The sequence below is a fragment of the Streptomyces sp. NPDC058326 genome, assembly GCF_042879855.1.
GTDB lineage: Bacteria > Actinomycetota > Actinomycetes > Streptomycetales > Streptomycetaceae > Streptomyces.
On record NZ_JBHVZO010000011.1, the window covers coordinates 66,366 to 84,828 of the forward strand.

Here is an 18,463-nt window from a genome sequence, read left to right on the forward strand (position 1 = left end):
TCTGCGAGCTTAGACGGATCTCGGGAGGATCGTGGGCGGGTGTTCGGGATCCGGAACGCGGTCGCTCCAGCCGCCGTGCACGGCCCGCCCCTGCTGCTCGCGGAAGCGGATGGGGGCGGTGCCGACCCGGCGGGTGAAAAGCCGGGAGAAGTACGCCGGGTCGTCGTAGCCGACGCGGCGGGCGACGGCGGCGACGGGCAGTTCGGTGGCGGCGAGGAGTTCCTTGGCGCGGCCGAGGCGGACGGTGAGCAGGTAGTCCTTGGGGCTGCAGCCGGCGGCGCGGCGGACGGCGGTGCGCAGTTCGGCGGCGGTCATGCCGTGCCGGGCGGCGTGTTCGGCGACGGAGAGGGGCTGGAAGGCGTCGCGGGCGAGGGCGGCGAGGACGGGGTCGCCGTCGGCGTTGGTGTCGGCGCGGGCGCGGCGCAGGGCGACGAGGAGTTCATGGACGGCGGCGCCGGTCTCGACCTCCAGGAGGGGGTTGCCGGGGCGGGCGGCGCGGGCGATCCGGCCGATGGCGGCGCGGGCGGGGGCGGCGTCGGAGAGGGGCACGACGGGGCGGTCGGGTTCGATGTAGCCGAGTTCGGTGTAGGTGGTGGTGGCGGGTCCGGTGAAGTCGACGAAGGACTCGTCCCAGCCGGTGCCGGGGTCGGCGGCGTAGTGGTGGGGTATGCCGGGGGTCAGCCAGAGCAGGGCGGGCGCGGTGACGGTGGTGCGGCGGCCGTCGGCTGCCCGGTACCAGCCGCTGCCGGCGGAGACGACGACGGCCACGTGGTGGTCGAGGGTGCGGGGGCCGACGGTGGGCAGGGTGCCGTGCTGGAGTCCGACGCCGAGGCAGACGAGGCCGAGGCGGTGGTGGACGGGACTGGGGGTGAAGTAGCGCATCCAGGTGTGGTACATAACCGGTGTCGCCTCCCTGACGTGCGCTTCCACGTCCTGCCGTGTGCTGTGACGCCTCCGGCGTCCCGGACGCTTTCGACGTCTCTAACGTCCAAACTCCGACGATCTTTGTCCATGGACCGGCGCGCCGCCAGGGGGTGAGGGTGGGCGCCATGAGCACGTTCGCTGTGGGTGACGAGGACTTTCTGCTCGACGGGCGGCCGGTGCGGCTGCTCTCGGGGGCCCTGCACTACTTCCGGGTGCACGAGGGTCAGTGGGAGCACCGGCTCGGGATGCTGCGCGCGATGGGTCTCAACTGCGTCGAGACGTACGTCCCCTGGAACCTGTACGCGCCGGAGCCGGGCCGGTACGGGGATGTGGAGGCCCTCGGCCGGTTCCTCGACGCGGTGGCGCGGGCCGGGATGCGGGCGATCGTGCGCCCGGGGCCGTACATCTGCGCCGAGTGGGAGAACGGCGGCCTGCCGCACTGGCTGACCGGCCCCCTCGGACGGCGGGTGCGGACCCTCGACCCGGAGTTCCTCGGGCCGGTGGAGGCCTGGTTCCGGCGGCTGCTTCCGCAGGTGGTGGAGCGGCAGGTCGACCGGGGCGGGCCGGTGGTCCTGGTCCAGGTGGAGAACGAGTACGGGAGCTACGGCAGTGACCAGGGCTATCTGGAGTGGCTGGCGGAGCTGTTGCGGCAGTGCGGGGTGAGCGTTCCGCTGTTCACCTCGGACGGTCCTGAGGACCACATGCTGACGGGTGGTTCGGTGCCGGGGGTGCTCGCGACGGCGAACTTCGGTTCGGGGGCGCGGGAGGGCTTCGCGGTCCTGCGGCGCCATCAGCCCTCGGGGCCGCTGATGTGCATGGAGTTCTGGTGCGGCTGGTTCGACCACTGGGGCACGGAGCACGCGGTGCGGGGCGCGGAGGACGCGGCGGACGCGCTGCGGGAGATCCTGGAGTGCGGGGCCTCGGTCAATGTGTACATGGCGCACGGGGGCACGAACTTCGCCGGCTGGGCGGGCGCGAACCGGGCGGGTGAGCTGCACGACGGGCCGCTGCGGGCGACGGTCACCTCGTACGACTACGACGCGCCGGTGGACGAGGCGGGGCGGCCGACGGAGAAGTTCTGGCGTTTCCGCGAGGTGCTCGCGGCGTACGCGGAGGGGCCGCTGCCGGAGCTGCCGGAACCGCCCGCGCGGCTCGCGGCGCCCGCCTCCGGTGTGCTCGACGGCTGGGCGTCGCTGGGCCGGGTGCTGGGGGTGCTCGGTGGCGAGGAGACGGTGACGCCGGTGCCGCCGACCTTCGAGGAGCTGGGGGTGGACCGGGGGCTGGTCCGCTACCGGCTGACGGTGCCGGGTCCGCGGCAGCCGTATCCGCTCTCCGTGACGGGGCTGCGGGACCGGGCGGTGGTGTACGTCGACGGGCTCCCCGCGGGTGTCCTGGACGCGGAGGAGGCGGTGCTCGCCGAGCCGGTGGCGGGGCCGGCGGTCGTCGACCTGTGGGTGGAGTCGCTGGGCCGGGTCAACTACGGGCCGCGGCAGGCGGAGCCGAAGGGGATCACGGGCGGTGTGCGGCACGAGCGGCAGTATCTGCACGGGGTACGGGCCCGGGGGCTGCGTCTTGACGCCTTCGAGCCGATGGCGGTGGAGAAGGTGCCGTTCGAGTCCGCCGCGGACCGGAGCGGACCGGGTCTCTACCGGGGGACGCTCGAGGTCGCCGGTGCGGGCGACGCGGTGCTGCGGCTGCCGGGCGCGACCCGGGGCTTCGTGTGGGTGAACGGTTTCTGCCTGGGCCGGTACTGGGCGGTCGGCCCGCAGGAGTCGTTGTTCGTGCCGGGCCCGGTGCTGCGGGAGGGTGCGAACGAGGTGTGGGTGCTGGAGCTGGAGGGCGGGGCGGGCGGCGGGGTCGCACTCGATGCCCTCTGAGCTCTCCCACCGAAGAGGGGGATCACGCACATGAGGGTGCCCCGGAGCCGAGGCCGCTCCGGGGCACCCCGTTCACGTGTCGCCGTTACAGCGTGGCCGCGGCCGACTTGATCGCGGCGGCGAAGGTCGAGACCTCCGTGTAGACGCCGGGGTAGCCGGCCCGCGCGCAGCCCTCGCCCCAGCTCACGATGCCGACCTGGATCCAGGCACCGGCGTTGTCCTTGCGGAACATCGGGCCGCCGGAGTCGCCCTGGCAGGTGTCGACCCCGCCCTGGCTGTAGCCGGCGCAGATCTCCTCGGACGGGACGAGGTCGCTGCCGTACGACGCCTGGCAGGAGGCGTCGGAGACGAACGGGACGTTCGCCTTGAGGAGGTAGCGCTGCTGCGCCCCGCCCTCACGGGCGGCGCCCCAGCCGGCCACGGTGAAGGTGCCGCTGTTGTACGCGGTGGTCTCGGCGATCTTCAGGTTGGGCAGGGAGGTGATGGGGCTGGCGAGCTTGATCAGCGCCCAGTCCTTGCCCTTGCCGTTGTAGCCGGGGGCCTGGAGGACCTTGGTGGACCTGACCTTGATGGCGCTGCTGCTCTGCAGGTCCACGACTCCGGCGGTGGCGGTGATGCTGGTGTTGTTGCCGGAGCCGCTCACGCAGTGGGCCGCGGTGAGCACGATCTGCGGGGTGATCAGCGAGCCGCCGCAGCCCATGGAGAGCCTGACCATCCAGGGGAACTCGCCCTGTGCCGCGCGGACGCCGCCGACGACGGGGGCGGGGGCCGCGGAGGCGGTGCTGGTGGGCTGGAGGCTGACGGCCGCCAGGACGACGGCGCCGGCCGCGGCGAGCTTCTGGAGCGCGCGGACCATTCTCTTCTGCTTCACGTGTCTGCCTTCTTTCATGGGGGGTTGAGCCCGACGGGCGATGACATGCGCCCGTCAAGTCATGTTCGGATTATGGCCATCGCCCAACTGCCGCCACAAGAAAGCCTTTTCGGCCAGAGGAAGCGGGCGGGACCGTACAGTGAAGGCAAGGGGGGATCCGGCATGCCGAACCGTCAGGAGGGCGACCGCGTCGCCCATGGCTTCCCGCACCGCGCCACGGTCGGGGCCTCGCTCACGGCGCTCTACCGGCGCCTCTCCCCGGACGGTGTGCACCGCTATCCGACGAGCGTGCCCGCCGCCGACATGGCCTTCGACGACCGCGAGGACCTCCACCTCGGCACCCAGCGGGTGGTCCGCGCCCTCGTCCGGCACCTGCGGCTGCCCGAGGCGCGCATGGTGGTGAGCTTCCGGCCCATGGAGCACGCGGCGGCCGTCGAACTCACGGCCGGGCCCGAGTACTTCGTGGAACTCAACGATCGTTTCCGGACCCGGCGCCGGGACATCGGTGCCGCACTCGCCCACGAGATCACCCATGTCCTGCTGCACCGGCTCGGACTCACCTTCCCCGACACCGAGGACAACGAGATCCTCACCGATGTCGTCACCGCCTACCTGGGTGCGGGATGGCTGCTGCTCGACGCGTACCGGCGGGACGGCGTGGAGAGCCAGAAGCTGGGCTATCTGACCCCGGAGGAGTTCGGGTACGTCCTCGCCAAGCGGGCCGAGGTCTTCGGCGAGGACCCGTCACCGTGGTTCACCAGCGCCGTGGCGTACGAGGCGTGGGAGCGGGGCCGGGCGGAGGCGGACCGGGAGCGCACGCCGCCGCCACTGGCCGGGGCGGGCTGGGCCGAGCGCCGGCGGTACGGCTGGGAGCGGCGCCGCGGCCGTGCGGGCGCGGGCGCCCCGTACACCTTCGAGGGCGGGGCACCGGCGACCGGCGTCTCCTTCCGGTGCCCGGTCTGCCGCCGGCGCCTGCGGGTCCCGGCGGGACGGGCACTGCGGGCCCGGTGCGGGGTGTGCCGCACGGTCCTGGAGTGCGCGGGCTAGGGGTGGGCCGCCGGGCCGGGAATCGGATTTGCGCCAGGCCCGGACGGCGGGTCAGGGTCGGCGTATGAGCAAGCTGTTCGACGCCATCCGGGACGGGGACGAGAACGGGGCCGTACGGGCCCTGCGGAACGGGGCCGACCCCGAGTCCCGGGAGGACGGCGAGACCGCCCTGTACCGGGCGGCCGTCGGCGACGAGGCCGGAATCGTGCGGGTGCTGCTGGCCGCCGGCGCGGACCCCGGCCGGGGCAGCGGCGAGGAGGGCGACGAACTGCCGCTCTGCGGCGCGGCCGTCGGCGGGCACACCGGGGTGGTGCGGGCGCTGCTCGCGGCGGGCGCACACCCGGACCAGGAGGAGGCGTACGGCTTCACGGCCCTCGCGTGGGCGCTGCGGCTCGGGCACACCGACACGACCCGGGCGCTCCTGGAGCACGGGGCCGACCCCGACCGGCGCGGGCCCGACGGGATCCTCCCGCTCGTCGCCGCCGCCCGGCGCGGCTCCACCGGCTGCGTGCGAGCGCTGCTCGACCACGGCGCGACGGCGAAGGAGGCCGCGCTGCGGGAGGCGCGGCGGTGGATCGGCGCCGACATCGCGGCCGAGCTGCGGCGCGGGCTCGTCGCCGGGAACGAGGGCGGGCAGACCTACGAGGCCGTGGTCCGCCGGGTCCGGGAGGACGGCGGGGTGACGGTCGTCGTCGAGCTGCTCCGGGAGAACGGTGCGCCCGGTCGCGGCGACGACCGCCAGACCGGCCACGCGGCCATCGCCACGCTCCTCGAGGCGTCGCTCGGACTGCGCACCTCATCCGAGGAGCTGGCGGCGCGGGCGCTGCGGTGCGGCGATCCGGAGCTCGACGACTGGACGACGGCGGTGGCCGAACTGGCCGGGCGGGCCGACGAGGAGACCTTCGTGGCGGCGGCCGCGTGGTGCGCGTACCGCGACCCGCTGCGCCGGGCCCTGGGCGCCCGGGTGCTCGGCGCCCTGCCCGGCTTCGCACCGAGCGCGGTCCCGGTGCTTCGGCGGCTCGCGGCGGAGGGGGCGGCCCAGGCGCGGGAGCCGGCGCTCTCGGTGGTGTCGGCGCTCGGGGAGTGCGCGGACCCGGCGGCCGTGCCCGAGCTCCTCGCCGCGGCGGACCATCCCGACGCGGTGGTACGGCGGGCGGTCGCGGGCGCCCTCGCCGGGATCGTGCCCGCCGGGCACGTGGAGGCGCTCGGGGTGCTGCTGGCGCTGAGCAGGGACGGTGACGCGCGGGTCCGGGACTGGGCGACGCTCGCCCTTGCCGAACTGCCCGACGACACCCCCCTCGTACGGGAGGGGCTCGCGGAGCGGCTCGGCGACTCCGACCCGGAGACGGCGGCGGAGGCGGCACGCGGGCTCGCGATCCGTCAGGACCCGCGGGCGGTGGACGCGCTGGCGTCGGCCCTCGCGGACGGCGACCCGGAGGGCGCGGCGCGGGAGACGGCACTCGCCGCCCTGGAGTACATCCAGGACCCCCGGGTCAGGACCCGCCTGGAGTGGACGTCCCCGCGCCGCGCCTGACCGGGGCGACCGCTTCCGGAACGGGTCAGCAGCCGTGGTCGATGAGGTCGAAGGACGCGTAGTGGTCGGACGTGTAGTAGTCCTCCCACGTCGGGCTCCCGGTCACGATCCGCCGGGCCCCGCGGGTGGAGACGCCCGGGGTCCTGACCGTGTACTCGTGGTAGTAGCCCGTGGAGTGCGCGGGCAGGAGCCCTTCCCTGTTCTGGAAGACGGACCCGTCCTGGCGGTACGGGAAGGGGCCGCCGGCGTCGATCAGACGCAGCGTGTCGTGGGCCTGGCTGGGCAGGTCGGAGAAGCAGATGTCCCCGACGGCCGAGGTCGCCCCGAGGGACATCCCGACGGCGGCGGGCGCGGGGGCGGGAACGGCGGTGGCAGGGACGCCGAGGAGGAGGGAGGAGAGGAGGGCGGTGGCGACACCGCCGGCGAGGGGGAATCGAGGGGGGATGCGCATGACGGGGATGATGACGCGCGTAGATCCCCAGGGGAAGCCCAACTCTATTGATTTCCCCGGACGTTAACCACATGCCCCCGAACGTGCGGATCCTGTGGACGCGGCCGGGCGTTCGGGCGGGCGGGGCGGGTCGTGCGCGAGGCGAAGCCGAGAGCGGTGGGGGGGGGGGGGGGGCCGCGCCGTCCGCCCGGCGGGGCGAGGCCGCACCAGGCCCGCGCACACACACCGGGGGGGAGCGATGGGGCGGGGGGGGGGGGGGGGGGGGGGGGGGGGGGGGGGGGGGGGGGGGGGGGGGGGGGCCCGGCCCCGCGGGGGGGGGGGGGGGGCCCGCCCCCCCCCCACCGCTCTCGGTGAGGTCCGCACCCGGTGCGGCGCCTCTCGGTCCTACGTGTCGGTCGGCCTCGGCCTGGAGCCCCGCGAGCCGCCCGCACTCCGCGTACGGCCGGTGCCCGAGGCCTGACGCCCCACCCGACCGGCGCCCGCGGTGGCACCGCGCCCGCCGCCCGCGGCGGAGCCGGAGCCCCGGCCCGAGCCGGAGCCGCGACCCGAACCAGCCGTGGAACCGGCGGCGCGGCCCGTGGAACCGGCGGCGCGGCCCGAGCCCGTGCCCGTCGCCGTGGAACGACCCGAGCCGGAGCCCGTACCGGTCGCCCCGCCGGCCGGAGCCGGACGGCGGCGCCGGCGGTTGCCGCCGCCGCTTCCGCTGCCGGAGGCCGTCGCCTTGCGCGGCGGGGTCGGCTGCGGGGTCTCGATGACGACCGGGACGCCCGAGGGCTCCCGCGCGCCGGTCAGCTCGGTCAGCTGCTCGTCGCTGGACTTGATCTGGGCCGTGCGGGGGCTGATGCCCGCGTTCGACATCAGACGGCCCATGTCGCGCTTCTGCTCCGGCAGGACCAGGGTGAAGACGCTGCCGGACTCACCGGCGCGGGCGGTCCGGCCGCCGCGGTGCAGGTAGTCCTTGTGGTCGATGGGCGGGTCGACGTTGACGACCATGTCGAGGTCGTCGACGTGGATGCCGCGCGCCGCCACGTTCGTCGCGACGAGCGCGGTCACCTGGCCGGTCTTGAACTGGTCGAGGGTCCGGTTGCGCTGCGGCTGCGAGCGGCCGCCGTGCAGGCCGGAGGCCCGTACGCCGTTCGCGAGGAGCCGCTTGACCAGCCGGTCCACGGACCGCTTGGTGTCCATGAAGAGGATCGTCCGGCCGTCGCGCGCCGCGATCCGCAGCGTGACGGCCTTCTTGTCGGTCTCGTCGGCCACGTACAGGACGTGGTGCTCCATGGTGGTGACCGCGCCGGCCGAGGGGTCGACCGAGTGCACGACCGGGTCGTCGAGGAACATCTTGACCAGCCGGTCGATGTTCCGGTCGAGGGTGGCCGAGAACAGCAGCCGCTGCCCGCCCGGCTCGACCTGCTTCAGCACCTTCGTGACCTGCGGCAGGAAGCCCATGTCGGCCATCTGGTCGGCCTCGTCGAGGACGGTGACGGCGACCTGGTCGAGCCGGCAGTCACCCCGCTCGATGAGGTCGTGGAGCCGGCCCGGGGTGGCGATGAGGACCTCGGCGCCGCGCCGCAGCGCGGAGGACTGCCGGCTGATCGACATACCGCCGACGACCGTGGTGATCCGCAGCCGCAGCGCGGAGGCGTACGGGGTGAGGGCGTCGGTGACCTGCTGGGCGAGCTCGCGCGTGGGCACGAGGACGAGCGCGAGGGGCGCGGTGGGCTCGGCGCGGCGGCCCGCCGTGCGGGCGAGGATCGCGAGTCCGAAGGCGAGGGTCTTACCGGATCCGGTACGCCCCCGGCCGAGCACGTCGCGACCGGCCAGCGAGTTCGGCAGGGTCGCGGCCTGGATCGGGAACGGCTCCGTGACGCCCTGCTCGCCCAGGGTCCGCAGCAGGCCCTCGGGCATGTCGAGGTCGGCGAAGGCGGCCACCGCGGGCAGCGCGGGCGTCACCGTCTCCGGCGGCGTGAACTCGCTCGGCGGCGGGGGCGCGGTGGGACGGCGTCCGCCGCGCCCGCCCTTCGGCTGTGACGCGGACTTCGTCTGGGCGGTGCGGGGGCCGCGCTTGGGGGCGCGTTCGGAGCGGGTCATGCGTGCCTTTCTGGCCGGTGCTCGCGGCACAGCGGGGGCCCGCACCTGCACGGTGCGGGCCCCGGCTGCTCTACCCGGAACACGCGATACGGGCCCCGGATGTGTCTCCCGGAACGCGCGATACGAGCCCCGGCTGTTCTCCCGGGGCTCGTGACACGAACCCCGGATGTCTCTACCGGAACAATAGTGCGCCCCGGAACCTTCCCGCCCCGCGTGACCGATGCCCGGACGGATCAGACCAGCCCAGGGCGGTGTGACGTGGGCGACCTCACAGACCTAGCCGCGTACCGCGACCCCGTCCAGGACCATGGACAGGTACTGGCGGGCGATCTCCTCGGGGCTGTGCCGGCCGCCCGGCCGGTACCAGGACGCGGCGACCCAGACGGTGTCGCGGACGAAGCGGTAGGTGAGCCGGACGTCGAGGTCGGCGCGGAACACCCCGGCCGCGACACCCCGCTCCAGCGTCCCCAGCCAGGCCTTCTCGAAGTTGCGCTGCGAGTCGGCGAGGTAGCCGAAGCGGGGCTGATCGGTGAGGTGCCGGGACTCCTTCTGGTAGATGGCGACGGCGGCGCGGTGCCGGTCGATCTCGCGGAAGGACTCGGTGACGAGGGCCTCGATGGTCTCGCGGGGCCCGAGGCCGGCGGCGAGGACGGCGTCGTACCCCTGCCAGAGCTCGTCGAGGAAGGTGGAGAGGATCTCGTCCAGCATCGACTCCTTGGAGTCGAAGTGGTAGTAGAGGCTGCCGGCGAGCATCCCGGCGGCGTCCGCGATCTTGCGGACGGTGGTGGCGTCGTACCCCTGCGCGGCGAACACCTCGGCGGCCGTGTCGAGGAGTTCGCGGCGCCGCTCGGGCGCGGCACTCACCTGGGTCTTCTTCTTGGTCGCTGACACACGCCCATTCTCGTCCTACGGGCGGGGTCCCCGGCGCGGCGACCCGGCCCCTGCGGTCACTGCTCCCGGCGCGGCGGCCCAGTTCTGCGGTCACTGCTCCAGGCGCGGCGGGCTGTCGTCGGTGCCGCGCCGGTACGTCCGCGTCGGACGCCCCGGCGCCCAGCTGTGGAGGACCATCTCGTCACCCTCCACCCAGGTCCGTACGACCTCGGCCGGCTCCACCCGGAAGAGGTGGAACGGCAGGGGCGCGCCCACGTCGGCCGCGTACCGGTCGAGGGTCCCGGGGTCGGTGACCTCGACCGCCCGCCCGGAGATCCGGACGTCCCCGCCTCCCATGTCCGTGCCGGAGCCCGGGTTGGCGAGCAGCGCGAAGCGGGGGTCACGGCGCAGGTCGAGGGCCTTGCGGGAGTTCGGCATCATGCCGAGCCAGAGCTCGCCGAAGCGGAAGTCCGCCTCGATGCCGCTGAGCCTGGGCGAGCCGTCCTTCCGCAGGGTGGCGAGGGCGTGGTGGGTGTACTGCCCGAAGCGCTCGCGTACGGTCGCGGCGAGCTCGGGTTCGGCGGCCTCGAAGGCCGGCCAGGTGGTTCCGGTGTCTGCCATACGTTCAGGAAACACCGGATACCCGACACCCACTGTCCGGATTGCTCCGGACGTTCCCGGGTCCTCAGGAGGTGGCGCGGCGCTCCCCCGCGCTGCGCTCGACGCAGAACTCGTTCCCCTCCGGGTCCGCGAGGGTCGCCCAGCCGGTGCCGTCCGGGTTCCTGCGGTCGTCGAGCAGCGTGGCGCCGAGGCCGAGCAGCCGCTCGACCTCCTCGTCACGGGTGCGGTCCTGCGGCTGGAGGTCGAGGTGAACGCGGTTCTTGACGGCCTTCGCCTCGGGCACCTGGATGAAGAGGAGGTTCGCGCCGGGGGACTCGACGAGCGCCTCGTCGTCACCGGGCTCGTCCTCGTCGGAGACCTTGGCGTCCAGCGCCTGGGCCCAGAAGGTGGCCAGGGCGTAGGCGTCGGCGCAGTCGATGGTCACGTGTCGTACGAGAGAGCTCATGGCCTCATGATCACCCGTGTGCCGCGACCGGGGCCATCGATTTCCCTCAGGCTCGGTCGGCGGGGGCGAGTCGCCTGCCCTCGGTCACGGCCACGAGCGCCGCGAGGGAGGAGCGGGCGTCCTGGAGGTCGTTGATCCTCTCGTCGATGGCGTCGAGCCGGGCGACGAGCATCGGGCTGAGGCAGGGCTCGATCTCCGCCTCGCTGCCGCAGACGCAGCCCAGGACCTCGGCGATGACCCGGGTCGGCAGTCCGGCGCCGAGCAGGGCCCGGATCCGGCGGACGACGGCCGGAGCGTCGGGGCCGTACACCCGCTGCCCGCCGGGGGTGCGCTCCGAGCCGAGGAGCCCCTGCTCCTCGTAGCTGAGCCGCGCGACCGGCGTGAGCGTACGAGCACATCGTGCCCATCCCCGGCACGTCCTCGGCGGCCCACCTGGTGGAGAACCTGGGCGCGCTCGACGTCACGCTCACCGAGGAGCAGTTCGCGCGCCTCGACAAGGAGGCGGGAGCGGGAGACGCCTCATGACGAGAGGCGCCTCATGACCGGAGGCGGGCGCGCCTCATGACCGGACGCGGGCGCGCCTCATGACCGGACGATGCCCTGTCCCCGCGCCGCGGCGAGCCACGCCGGGAAGTCGGCGACGATCCGGTCGTACAACTCCGCGTCGGGGACCCTGCTCGGGTTCTGGCCGGCGTGGAAGAAGCCGGAGTTGTCGACGGGCCGCTTCGCGGGGACGTCGAGCTCGTCGAGCCGCCGGAGGAACTCGAACTGCCGGCTTCCGGGGTCGCCGAAGCCGACGAACTGCCAGAAGATCGGCAGCCGGGCCGCCTTGCACACGTACCGCTCGGCGGCGAGCTTGTTGATCGGCCCGCCGTCGGTCTGGAAGACGACCAGGGCGGGCGCGGTGGAGCCGCTGTCCAGGTAGTGGTCGATGACGGCGTCCATGGCGAGGTGGTAGCTGGTCTTGCCCATGTGGCCGAGGCCGGCAACGATCCGGTCGATCCGGCCGGCGTGGTCGTCGAGCCGGATGTCGGTCTCGGCGTCGACGTCGGTGGAGAAGAAGACGACGGGCACGCGTCCGTCGTCGTCGAGCTGCGCGGAGAGTCCGAGGACCCGGTCGGCCAGTGCCTGGACGGCGCCGCTGTTGTAGTACGGCTTCATCGAGCCCGAGTAGTCGACGACGAGGTAGACGGCGACCCGCTGTCCGTCGATCCCGTGCCGCCGCAGCGAGGCCCCGGCCTCCTTGTAGAGGCTCACCAGCGCGGGCGCGGTCTCCTCGACCTTCCGCAGACTCAGTGCCATGGACGTGTCCCCCCTGGATCTCGACGCGCTGTCGAGCGTACGGCAGAGGACGAACGGCGTTCCGTCCGTACGGCCACTCCGGCGGACGTTCACGGGGCCGGTCATCTGACGGCCAGGCCGAACCACGCGAGCCACGGACACTGCGCATCCCCCACCGCCCCGCACCGCTGGAGCTCACAGCAACCGGACGCGCGGGCACGGGCACCGCCCCGACCCACCACCGACCCTCGCGGACCCGCACCACCAGAACCACGCGCATCGGCGCCCACCCAGTCGTCCGGTCGGGGACATTCGGGGGGCGCCGCGCTCAGTTCCGCACGTCGTTGTACGGGACGTATGAGGGGTCGATCAGACCGTCAGCGAACGGTCCGTCGGGCGGATCGGGGCCGGCAGGGAGCTGGCTCCGGTCAGGTAGCGGTCCACGCCGCGGGCGGCGGAGCGGCCCTCGGCGATGGCCCAGACGATCAGCGACTGACCGCGGCCGGCGTCGCCGGCGACGTACACGCCATCGACGTTGGTGGCGAAGTCCGCGTCACGGGCGATGTTACCCCGCTCGTCGAGGTCCAGACCAAACTGCGCGACCAGGCCGTTCTGCACGTCCGTGCCGGTGAAGCCCATCGCGAGCGTGACCAGCTGGGCGGGGATCTTCCGCTCCGTGCCCGGCTTCTGGGTCAGCTTGCCCGCGACGAACTCGACCTCGACGAGGTGGAGGAACTGCACGTTGCCGTCCTCGTCGCCCTCGAAGTGGGTGGTGGAGACGGAGTAGACCCGCTCGCCGCCCTCCTCGTGCGCGGAGGTGACCTTGTACAGCATGGGGAAGGTCGGCCAGGGCTGGCCGGCGTTCCGCTCCTCGCCCGGGCGGGGCATGATCTCCAGCTGCGTGACCGAGGCCGCGCCCTGGCGGTGGGCCGTACCGACGCAGTCGGCGCCGGTGTCGCCGCCGCCGATGACGACGACGTGCTTGCCCTCGGCGGTGATCGGCGGGGCGACGAAGTCACCCTCGACGACCTTGTTCGCCAGCGGCAGGTACTCCATCGCCTGGTGGATGCCCTTGAGCTCACGGCCCGGGACGGGCAGGTCGCGGGCGGTGGTGGCACCGGCGGCGATGACCACGGCGTCGAACCGCTTGCGCAGGTCCGTCGACGTCAGGTCGCGGCCGATCTCGATGCCCGTGCGGAACTTGGTGCCCTCCGCGCGCATCTGCTCGATGCGGCGGTTGATGTGCCGCTTCTCCATCTTGAACTCGGGGATGCCGTAGCGCAGCAGGCCGCCGATGCGGTCGGCGCGCTCGTACACGACCACGGTGTGGCCGGCCCGGGTCAGCTGCTGGGCGGCGGCGAGACCGGCCGGGCCCGAGCCGATGACGGCGGCGGTCTTGCCGGAGAGGCGCTCGGGGATCTGCGGCTTGACGTCGCCCCCGTCCCAGGCCTTGTCGATGATGGAGACTTCGACGTTCTTGATGGTGACGGCCGGCTGGTTGATGCCGAGCACACACGCGGACTCGCACGGAGCCGGGCACAGGCGGCCGGTGAACTCCGGGAAGTTGTTGGTGGCGTGCAGGCGCTCCTGTGCCGCCGACCAGTCCTCGCGGTAGGCGTAGTCGTTCCACTCGGGGATCAGGTTCCCGAGGGGACAGCCGTTGTGGCAGAACGGGATGCCGCAGTCCATGCAGCGGCCGGCCTGCTTGCTGATGATCGGCAGCAGGGAGCCGGGAACGTAGACCTCGTTCCAGTCCCGGACGCGCTCGGCCACGGGGCGGGTCTCGGCGACCTCGCGTCCGGTGGTCAGGAAGCCCTTGGGGTCAGCCATGGGTCGCCGCCTCCATCATCTTCTCGGTGGTCTCGGCCTCGGAGAGACCGGCGAGCTCAGCGGCGTCCTTGGCGGCGAGCACTGCCTTGTACGTGGTGGGGATGATCTTGCTGAACCGGTCCGCGTTCGCGTCCCAGTCGGCAAGGAGCTTCTCGGCGACCGTAGAGCCGGTCTCCTCGTGGTGACGGCGCACGACGTCGTGCAGCCACGCCTTGTCGGTGTCCGAAGGGGCCTCGATCGCCCCCAGGTTGCCAGAGTTGACGTTGTCCCGGTCGAGGTCGATCACGTAGGCGACACCGCCCGACATGCCGGCCGCGAAGTTGCGTCCGGTCTCGCCGAGGACGACCGCCGTACCGCCGGTCATGTACTCGCAGCCGTGGTCGCCCACGCCCTCCGAGACGACGAGGGCGCCGGAGTTGCGGACGCAGAAGCGCTCGCCGGTGCGGCCGCGGAGGAACAGCTCGCCGCCGGTGGCGCCGTAACCGATCGTGTTGCCCGCGATGGTCGAGTACTCGGCGAGGTGGTCGGCGCCCCGGTCGGGGCGGACGATCACCCGGCCGCCGGAGAGGCCCTTGCCGACGTAGTCGTTGGCGTCGCCCTCCAGGCGGAGCGTGACACCGCTCGGCAGGAAGGCGCCGAAGGACTGGCCGGCGGAGCCGGTGAAGGTGATGTCGATGGTGTCGGCAGGGAGGCCGGCGCCGCCGAACTTCTTCGTCACCTGGTGGCCGAGCATGGTGCCGACCGTCCGGTTGATGTTGCGGATGGCGACCTGGGCGCGGACCGGCTGGGCCTCCTCGGCGGAGGCGGCGTTCAGGGCCTCGGCGGCGAGCTGGATCAGCTCGTTGTCGAGGGCCTTCTCCAGGCCGTGGTCCTGCTCGATCAGGGCGTGGCGGACCGCGCCCTCGGGCAGCTCCGGCACGTAGAAGAGCGGCTCCAGGTCGAGACCCTGCGCCTTCCAGTGGGTGACGGCGCGGCTGGTGTCGAGCAGCTCGGCGTGGCCGACGGCCTCTTCGAGGGTGCGGAAGCCCAGCTCGGCGAGGAGCTCGCGGACCTCCTCGGCAATGAACTCGAAGAAGTTGACGACGAACTCGGCCTTGCCGGAGAAGCGGTCGCGCAGGACCGGGTTCTGGGTGGCGATGCCGACCGGGCAGGTGTCCAGGTGGCAGACGCGCATCATGACGCAGCCGGAGACGACGAGCGGCGCGGTCGCGAAACCGAACTCCTCGGCGCCGAGGAGCGCGGCGATGACGACGTCACGGCCGGTCTTCAGCTGGCCGTCGGTCTGGACGACGATCCGGTCGCGCAGGCCGTTGAGCAGCAGCGTCTGCTGGGTCTCGGCGAGGCCGAGCTCCCAGGGTCCGCCCGCGTGCTTGAGCGAGGTCAGCGGGGAGGCGCCCGTTCCGCCGTCGTGGCCGGAGATGAGGACGACGTCCGCGTGGGCCTTGGAGACACCGGCGGCGACCGTGCCGACGCCGACCTCGGAGACCAGCTTCACGTGGATGCGGGCGACCGGGTTGGCGTTCTTGAGGTCGTGGATCAACTGAGCCAGGTCCTCGATGGAGTAGATGTCGTGGTGCGGCGGCGGCGAGATGAGGCCGACGCCGGGCGTCGAGTGACGCGTCTTGGCGACCCACGGGTAGACCTTGTGGCCGGGCAGCTGGCCGCCCTCGCCGGGCTTGGCGCCCTGGGCCATCTTGATCTGGATGTCGTCGGCGTTGACCAGGTACTCGCTGGTGACGCCGAAGCGGCCGGAGGCGACCTGCTTGATCGCGGAGCGGCGGGCCGGGTCGTAGAGGCGGTCCGGGTCCTCGCCGCCCTCACCGGTGTTGGACTTGGCGCCCAGCTGGTTCATGGCGACGGCGAGGGTCTCGTGCGCCTCCTTGGAGATGGAGCCGTACGACATGGCGCCGGTGGAGAAGCGCTTGACGATCTCGGAGACCGGCTCGACCTCGTCGAGCGGGATCGACTCCCGGTCGGAGGTGAAGCCGAAGAGGCCGCGGAGCGTCATGAGGCGCTCGGACTGCTCGTTCACCCGCTCCGTGTACTGCTTGAAGATGTCGTACCGCTTGTTGCGCGTGGCGTGCTGGAGGCGGAAGACGGTCTCCGGGTCGAACAGGTGCGGCTCGCCCTCGCGGCGCCACTGGTACTCGCCGCCGATGTCCAGGGCGCGGTGCGCCGAGGGGACGCCGGAGACGGGGTACGCCTTGGCGTGGCGGGCGGCGACCTCCTTGGCGACGGTGTCGAGGCCGGCGCCGCCGATCTTGGTGGCCGTGCCGTTGAAGTACGTGGCGACGAAGGTCTCGTCGAGGCCGACGGCCTCGAAGACCTGGGCGCCGCGGTAGGAGGCGACGGTGGAGATGCCCATCTTGGACATGACCTTGAGGACGCCCTTGCCGAGGGCGTAGATCAGGTTCCGGATGGCCTGCTCGGGCTCCAGGCCCTCGATGAAGGTGCCGGCGCGGACCAGGTCCTCGACGGACTCCATGGCGAGGTACGGGTTGACCGCCGCGGCGCCGTAGCCGATGAGCAGGGCGACGTGGTGGACCTCGCGGACGTCACCGGCCTCGACGAGCAGGCCCACCTTGGTGCGCTGCTTGGTGCGGATGAGGTGGTGGTGGACGGCCGCGGTGAGCAGCAGCGAGGGGATCGGGGCGTGCTCGGCGTCGGAGTGCCGGTCGGAGAGCACGATGAGGCGGGCGCCGCCCTCGATGGCGGTGTCGGCCTCGGCGCAGATCGCGTCGATGCGGGCGGCGAGGGCCTCGCCGCCGCCGGAGACCCGGTAGAGGCCGGAGAGGGTCGCGGCCTTCATGCCGGGCATGTCGCCGTCGGCGTTGATGTGGATGAGCTTGGCCAGCTCGTCGTTGTCGATCACCGGGAAGGGCAGCGTGACGCTGCGGCACGACACCGACGTCGGCTCCAGGAGGTTGCCCTGGGGGCCGAGCGAGGAGCGCAGCGAGGTCACGAGCTCTTCGCGGATGGCGTCGAGCGGCGGGTTGGTGACCTGGGCGAAGAGCTGGGTGAAGTAGTCGAAGAGCAGCCGGGGGCGGGCGGAAAGGGCCGCGATCGGCGAGTCCGTGCCCATGGAGCCGAGCGGCTCGCCGGCGGTGCGGGCCATCGGGGCGAGGATGACGCGGAGCTCTTCCTCGGTGTAGCCGAAGGTCTGCTGGCGGCGGGTGACCGAGGCGTGGGTGTGCACGATGTGCTCGCGCTCGGGGAGGTCGGAGAGCTCGATCTCGCCGGTCTCCAGCCACTCCTCGTACGGGTTCTCGGCGGCGAGGGCGGCCTTGATCTCGTCGTCCTCGACGATGCGGTGCTCGGCGGTGTCGACGAGGAACATCTTGCCGGGCTGGAGGCGGCCCTTGCGGACGACCTTGGCGGGGTCTATGTCGAGGACGCCGACCTCGGAGGAGAGGACGACGAGGCCCTCATCGGTGACCCAGTAGCGGCCGGGGCGCAGACCGTTGCGGTCGAGGACCGCGCCGACCTGGACGCCGTCGGTGAAGGTGACGCAGGCCGGGCCGTCCCAGGGCTCCATCATCGTGGAGTGGTACTGGTAGAAGGCGCGGCGGGCCGGGTCCATGGTCTCGTGGTTCTCCCACGCCTCCGGGACCATCATGAGGACCGCGTGCGGCAGCGAGCGGCCGCCGAGGTGGAGGAGCTCCAGGACCTCGTCGAAGGAGGCCGAGTCGGAGGCGTCGGGGGTGCAGATCGGGAAGATCCGGTCCAGCGAGCCCTCGCCGAAGACGTCGGAGTCGAGCTGGGCCTCGCGGGCCGTCATCCAGTTCCGGTTGCCCTTGACGGTGTTGATCTCACCGTTGTGGGCGACGAAGCGGTACGGGTGGGCCAGCGGCCAGCTCGGGAAGGTGTTGGTGGAGAACCGGGAGTGGACCAGGGCCACGGCGGTGGCGCAGCGGCGGTCCGACAGGTCCGGGAAGAAGGGCTCCAGCTGGCCGGTGGTCAGCATGCCCTTGTAGACGATGGTGCGGGCGGAGAGCGACGGGAAGTAGGTCGCGGCCTCGCGCTCGGCGCGCTTGCGCAGCACGAAGGCCTTGCGGTCGAGCGCGATGCCGGTGGCCGCGCCGTCCGCGTCCGTCACGAAGAGCTGACGGAAGACCGGCATGGTGGAGCGGGCGGAGGCGCCGAGCAGCTCGGGGGCGACGGGGACCTCGCGCCAGCCGAGGACGGTCAGGCCCTCTTCGGCGGCGATCGTCTCGATCTGCGAGACGGCCTGTGCGGAGCCGTCGGCAGGGAGGAAGGCGATGCCGACGGCGTAGCCGCCCGCGGCGGGGAGGTCGAAGCCGGTGACCTCGCGGAGGAAGGCGTCCGGGACCTGGAGCAGGATGCCGGCGCCGTCACCGGAGTCGGGCTCGGAGCCGGTGGCGCCGCGGTGCTCGAGGTTGCGCAGTACGGTCAGCGCCTGCTCGACCAGCGCGTGGCTGGCTACACCGGTGAGGGTGGCCACGAACCCGACACCACAGGCGTCGTGTTCGTTACGGGGGTCGTACATCCCCTGCGGAGCGGGGCGACCGTCCATGGGCGACCAGGCGTCGGAACGCATCGGCTCTCCCGTCGTCGTCGTGGCATATGCAAAAGCCGAGGGACGACGTTGGCCCTGGCGAAATTT

General features: G+C 72.9%; 14 protein-coding genes and 1 pseudogene. 4 read left to right on the forward strand and 11 right to left on the reverse strand.

The genetic code is table 11. The annotated features are described in order from the left end of the window. Nucleotides 1-9: 9 nt before the first annotated feature. Entirely contained in the window at nucleotides 10-897 is an 888-nt protein-coding gene (locus ACFVYX_RS21000; protein ID WP_389682917.1) for an AraC family transcriptional regulator, read from the reverse strand. A gap of 152 nt (nucleotides 898-1,049) precedes the next feature. Between ACFVYX_RS21000 and ACFVYX_RS21005 the strand changes: the two genes are divergently transcribed. Beyond that, complete coding sequence (locus ACFVYX_RS21005; protein ID WP_389682918.1) at nucleotides 1,050-2,801, forward strand: beta-galactosidase family protein; 1,752 nt, start codon at nucleotides 1,050-1,052, stop codon at nucleotides 2,799-2,801. An 85-nt stretch (nucleotides 2,802-2,886) separates the two neighbouring features. Here the strand turns inward: ACFVYX_RS21005 and ACFVYX_RS21010 are convergent, their stop codons facing one another. Next, nucleotides 2,887-3,657 carry a trypsin-like serine protease gene (locus ACFVYX_RS21010; protein ID WP_241845115.1) on the reverse strand — a complete coding sequence of 257 codons (771 nt, stop codon included), beginning with the start codon at nucleotides 3,655-3,657 and terminating at the stop codon, nucleotides 2,887-2,889. A 177-nt stretch (nucleotides 3,658-3,834) separates the two neighbouring features. Between ACFVYX_RS21010 and ACFVYX_RS21015 the strand changes: the two genes are divergently transcribed. Together ACFVYX_RS21015 and ACFVYX_RS21020 are read left to right on the forward strand one after the other, a co-directional pair. Then, on the forward strand, nucleotides 3,835-4,719 hold the full coding sequence (locus ACFVYX_RS21015) for a hypothetical protein (protein WP_389682919.1): 885 nt from the start codon (nucleotides 3,835-3,837) through the stop codon (nucleotides 4,717-4,719). A 64-nt stretch (nucleotides 4,720-4,783) separates the two neighbouring features. Beyond that, on the forward strand, nucleotides 4,784-6,253 hold the full coding sequence (locus ACFVYX_RS21020) for an ankyrin repeat domain-containing protein (protein ID WP_389682920.1): 1,470 nt from the start codon (nucleotides 4,784-4,786) through the stop codon (nucleotides 6,251-6,253). Nucleotides 6,254-6,278: 25 nt separating this feature from the next. On the opposite strand, the gene ACFVYX_RS21025 is transcribed toward ACFVYX_RS21020, so the two are convergent. From ACFVYX_RS21025 to ACFVYX_RS21050, 6 genes and pseudogenes are all read right to left on the reverse strand, one after another. Next, complete coding sequence (locus ACFVYX_RS21025; protein ID WP_389682921.1) at nucleotides 6,279-6,704, reverse strand: ribonuclease domain-containing protein; 426 nt, start codon at nucleotides 6,702-6,704, stop codon at nucleotides 6,279-6,281. A gap of 384 nt (nucleotides 6,705-7,088) precedes the next feature. Beyond that, complete coding sequence (locus tag ACFVYX_RS21030) at nucleotides 7,089-8,792, reverse strand: DEAD/DEAH box helicase (RefSeq protein ID WP_389682922.1); 1,704 nt, start codon at nucleotides 8,790-8,792, stop codon at nucleotides 7,089-7,091. Nucleotides 8,793-9,068: 276 nt separating this feature from the next. Beyond that, nucleotides 9,069-9,683 (reverse strand): TetR/AcrR family transcriptional regulator, encoded by a 615-nt coding sequence (locus ACFVYX_RS21035; RefSeq protein ID WP_389682923.1) that lies wholly within the window; start codon nucleotides 9,681-9,683, stop codon nucleotides 9,069-9,071. Nucleotides 9,684-9,773: 90 nt separating this feature from the next. Next, nucleotides 9,774-10,283 (reverse strand): pyridoxamine 5'-phosphate oxidase family protein, encoded by a 510-nt coding sequence (locus ACFVYX_RS21040; protein ID WP_389682924.1) that lies wholly within the window; start codon nucleotides 10,281-10,283, stop codon nucleotides 9,774-9,776. A 64-nt stretch (nucleotides 10,284-10,347) separates the two neighbouring features. Continuing rightward, on the reverse strand, nucleotides 10,348-10,728 hold the full coding sequence (locus tag ACFVYX_RS21045) for a VOC family protein (protein WP_389682925.1): 381 nt from the start codon (nucleotides 10,726-10,728) through the stop codon (nucleotides 10,348-10,350). A 46-nt stretch (nucleotides 10,729-10,774) separates the two neighbouring features. Continuing rightward, nucleotides 10,775-11,077, reverse strand: a pseudogene (locus ACFVYX_RS21050) (MerR family transcriptional regulator); the annotation flags it as partial. Between the two features lie 50 nt (nucleotides 11,078-11,127). Here ACFVYX_RS21050 and ACFVYX_RS21055 point away from each other — a divergent pair. Next, the gene (locus ACFVYX_RS21055) at nucleotides 11,128-11,253 is read left to right on the forward strand and encodes an aldo/keto reductase (protein ID WP_389682926.1); all 126 of its coding nucleotides are present in this window, start codon (nucleotides 11,128-11,130) and stop codon (nucleotides 11,251-11,253) included. Between the two features lie 57 nt (nucleotides 11,254-11,310). On the opposite strand, the gene ACFVYX_RS21060 is transcribed toward ACFVYX_RS21055, so the two are convergent. The 3 genes from ACFVYX_RS21060 to gltB all read right to left on the reverse strand — a co-directional run bounded on the left by ACFVYX_RS21060 (nucleotide 11,311) and on the right by gltB (nucleotide 18,397). Further along, complete coding sequence (locus ACFVYX_RS21060) at nucleotides 11,311-12,030, reverse strand: VWA domain-containing protein (RefSeq protein ID WP_389682927.1); 720 nt, start codon at nucleotides 12,028-12,030, stop codon at nucleotides 11,311-11,313. A 348-nt stretch (nucleotides 12,031-12,378) separates the two neighbouring features. Further along, complete coding sequence (locus ACFVYX_RS21065) at nucleotides 12,379-13,839, reverse strand: glutamate synthase subunit beta (RefSeq protein ID WP_389682928.1); 1,461 nt, start codon at nucleotides 13,837-13,839, stop codon at nucleotides 12,379-12,381. Continuing rightward, nucleotides 13,832-18,397 (reverse strand): glutamate synthase large subunit, encoded by a 4,566-nt coding sequence (gltB, locus tag ACFVYX_RS21070; protein ID WP_389682929.1) that lies wholly within the window; start codon nucleotides 18,395-18,397, stop codon nucleotides 13,832-13,834. Before gltB ends, ACFVYX_RS21065 begins: the two co-directional genes overlap by 8 nt. Nucleotides 18,398-18,463 lie beyond the last annotated feature (66 nt).

Bases quoted from the DNA above. Each gene is read 5' to 3' on its own strand.
- ACFVYX_RS21025 (WP_389682921.1), bottom strand. From the start codon at position 6,704: ATGCGCATCCCCCCTCGATTCCCCCTCGCCGGCGGTGTCGCCACCGCC.
- ACFVYX_RS21015 (WP_389682919.1), top strand. From the start codon at position 3,835: ATGCCGAACCGTCAGGAGGGCGACCGCGTCGCCCATGGCTTCCCGCAC.
- gltB (WP_389682929.1), bottom strand. From the start codon at position 18,397: ATGCGTTCCGACGCCTGGTCGCCCATGGACGGTCGCCCCGCTCCGCAG.
- ACFVYX_RS21065 (WP_389682928.1), bottom strand. From the start codon at position 13,839: ATGGCTGACCCCAAGGGCTTCCTGACCACCGGACGCGAGGTCGCCGAG.
- ACFVYX_RS21040 (WP_389682924.1), bottom strand. From the start codon at position 10,283: ATGGCAGACACCGGAACCACCTGGCCGGCCTTCGAGGCCGCCGAACCC.
- ACFVYX_RS21060 (WP_389682927.1), bottom strand. From the start codon at position 12,030: ATGGCACTGAGTCTGCGGAAGGTCGAGGAGACCGCGCCCGCGCTGGTG.
- ACFVYX_RS21020 (WP_389682920.1), top strand. From the start codon at position 4,784: ATGAGCAAGCTGTTCGACGCCATCCGGGACGGGGACGAGAACGGGGCC.
- ACFVYX_RS21000 (WP_389682917.1), bottom strand. From the start codon at position 897: ATGTACCACACCTGGATGCGCTACTTCACCCCCAGTCCCGTCCACCAC.
- ACFVYX_RS21005 (WP_389682918.1), top strand. From the start codon at position 1,050: ATGAGCACGTTCGCTGTGGGTGACGAGGACTTTCTGCTCGACGGGCGG.
- ACFVYX_RS21045 (WP_389682925.1), bottom strand. From the start codon at position 10,728: ATGAGCTCTCTCGTACGACACGTGACCATCGACTGCGCCGACGCCTAC.
- ACFVYX_RS21010 (WP_241845115.1), bottom strand. From the start codon at position 3,657: ATGGTCCGCGCGCTCCAGAAGCTCGCCGCGGCCGGCGCCGTCGTCCTG.
- ACFVYX_RS21030 (WP_389682922.1), bottom strand. From the start codon at position 8,792: ATGACCCGCTCCGAACGCGCCCCCAAGCGCGGCCCCCGCACCGCCCAG.